This is a genomic window from Caballeronia sp. GAWG1-5s-s (assembly GCF_023631445.1).
Lineage (GTDB): Bacteria > Pseudomonadota > Gammaproteobacteria > Burkholderiales > Burkholderiaceae > Caballeronia.
Map to the genome: position 1 here is coordinate 1 of NZ_JALQDC010000035.1, position 271 is coordinate 271.

The 271-nt window shown below is 70.1% G+C and carries 1 protein-coding gene; it reads left to right on the top strand.

Translation table 11 applies throughout. From position 1 onward, the window contains the following. Positions 1 to 271: NAD(P)(+) transhydrogenase (Re/Si-specific) subunit beta (locus NCR34_RS25955; RefSeq protein WP_250501251.1), on the top strand; the 271-nt coding region annotated here is incomplete at both ends.

The window sequence follows — 271 nt, forward strand, 5'->3', positions numbered from 1 at the left end:
TCTCTATGGCGTCGCCGGCATGGCGATCGCGATCGTCACCACGCTCTGGCTCAACGGCGGGGAAGCGTTGCCGGCCGTCGCCGCGCTGATGGCGATCGGCATCGCGGGCGGCGCGATCCTCGCGCGGCGCGTCGAGATGACGCAAATGCCGCAACTCGTCGCGGCTTTGCATAGCTTCGTGGGCCTCGCGGCCGTGCTGGTCGCCATTGCGAGCTACCTGTCGCCGGCAGCCGGCGCGGAATCGGACAGCGCGGCGCAGTCGGTCCACAAC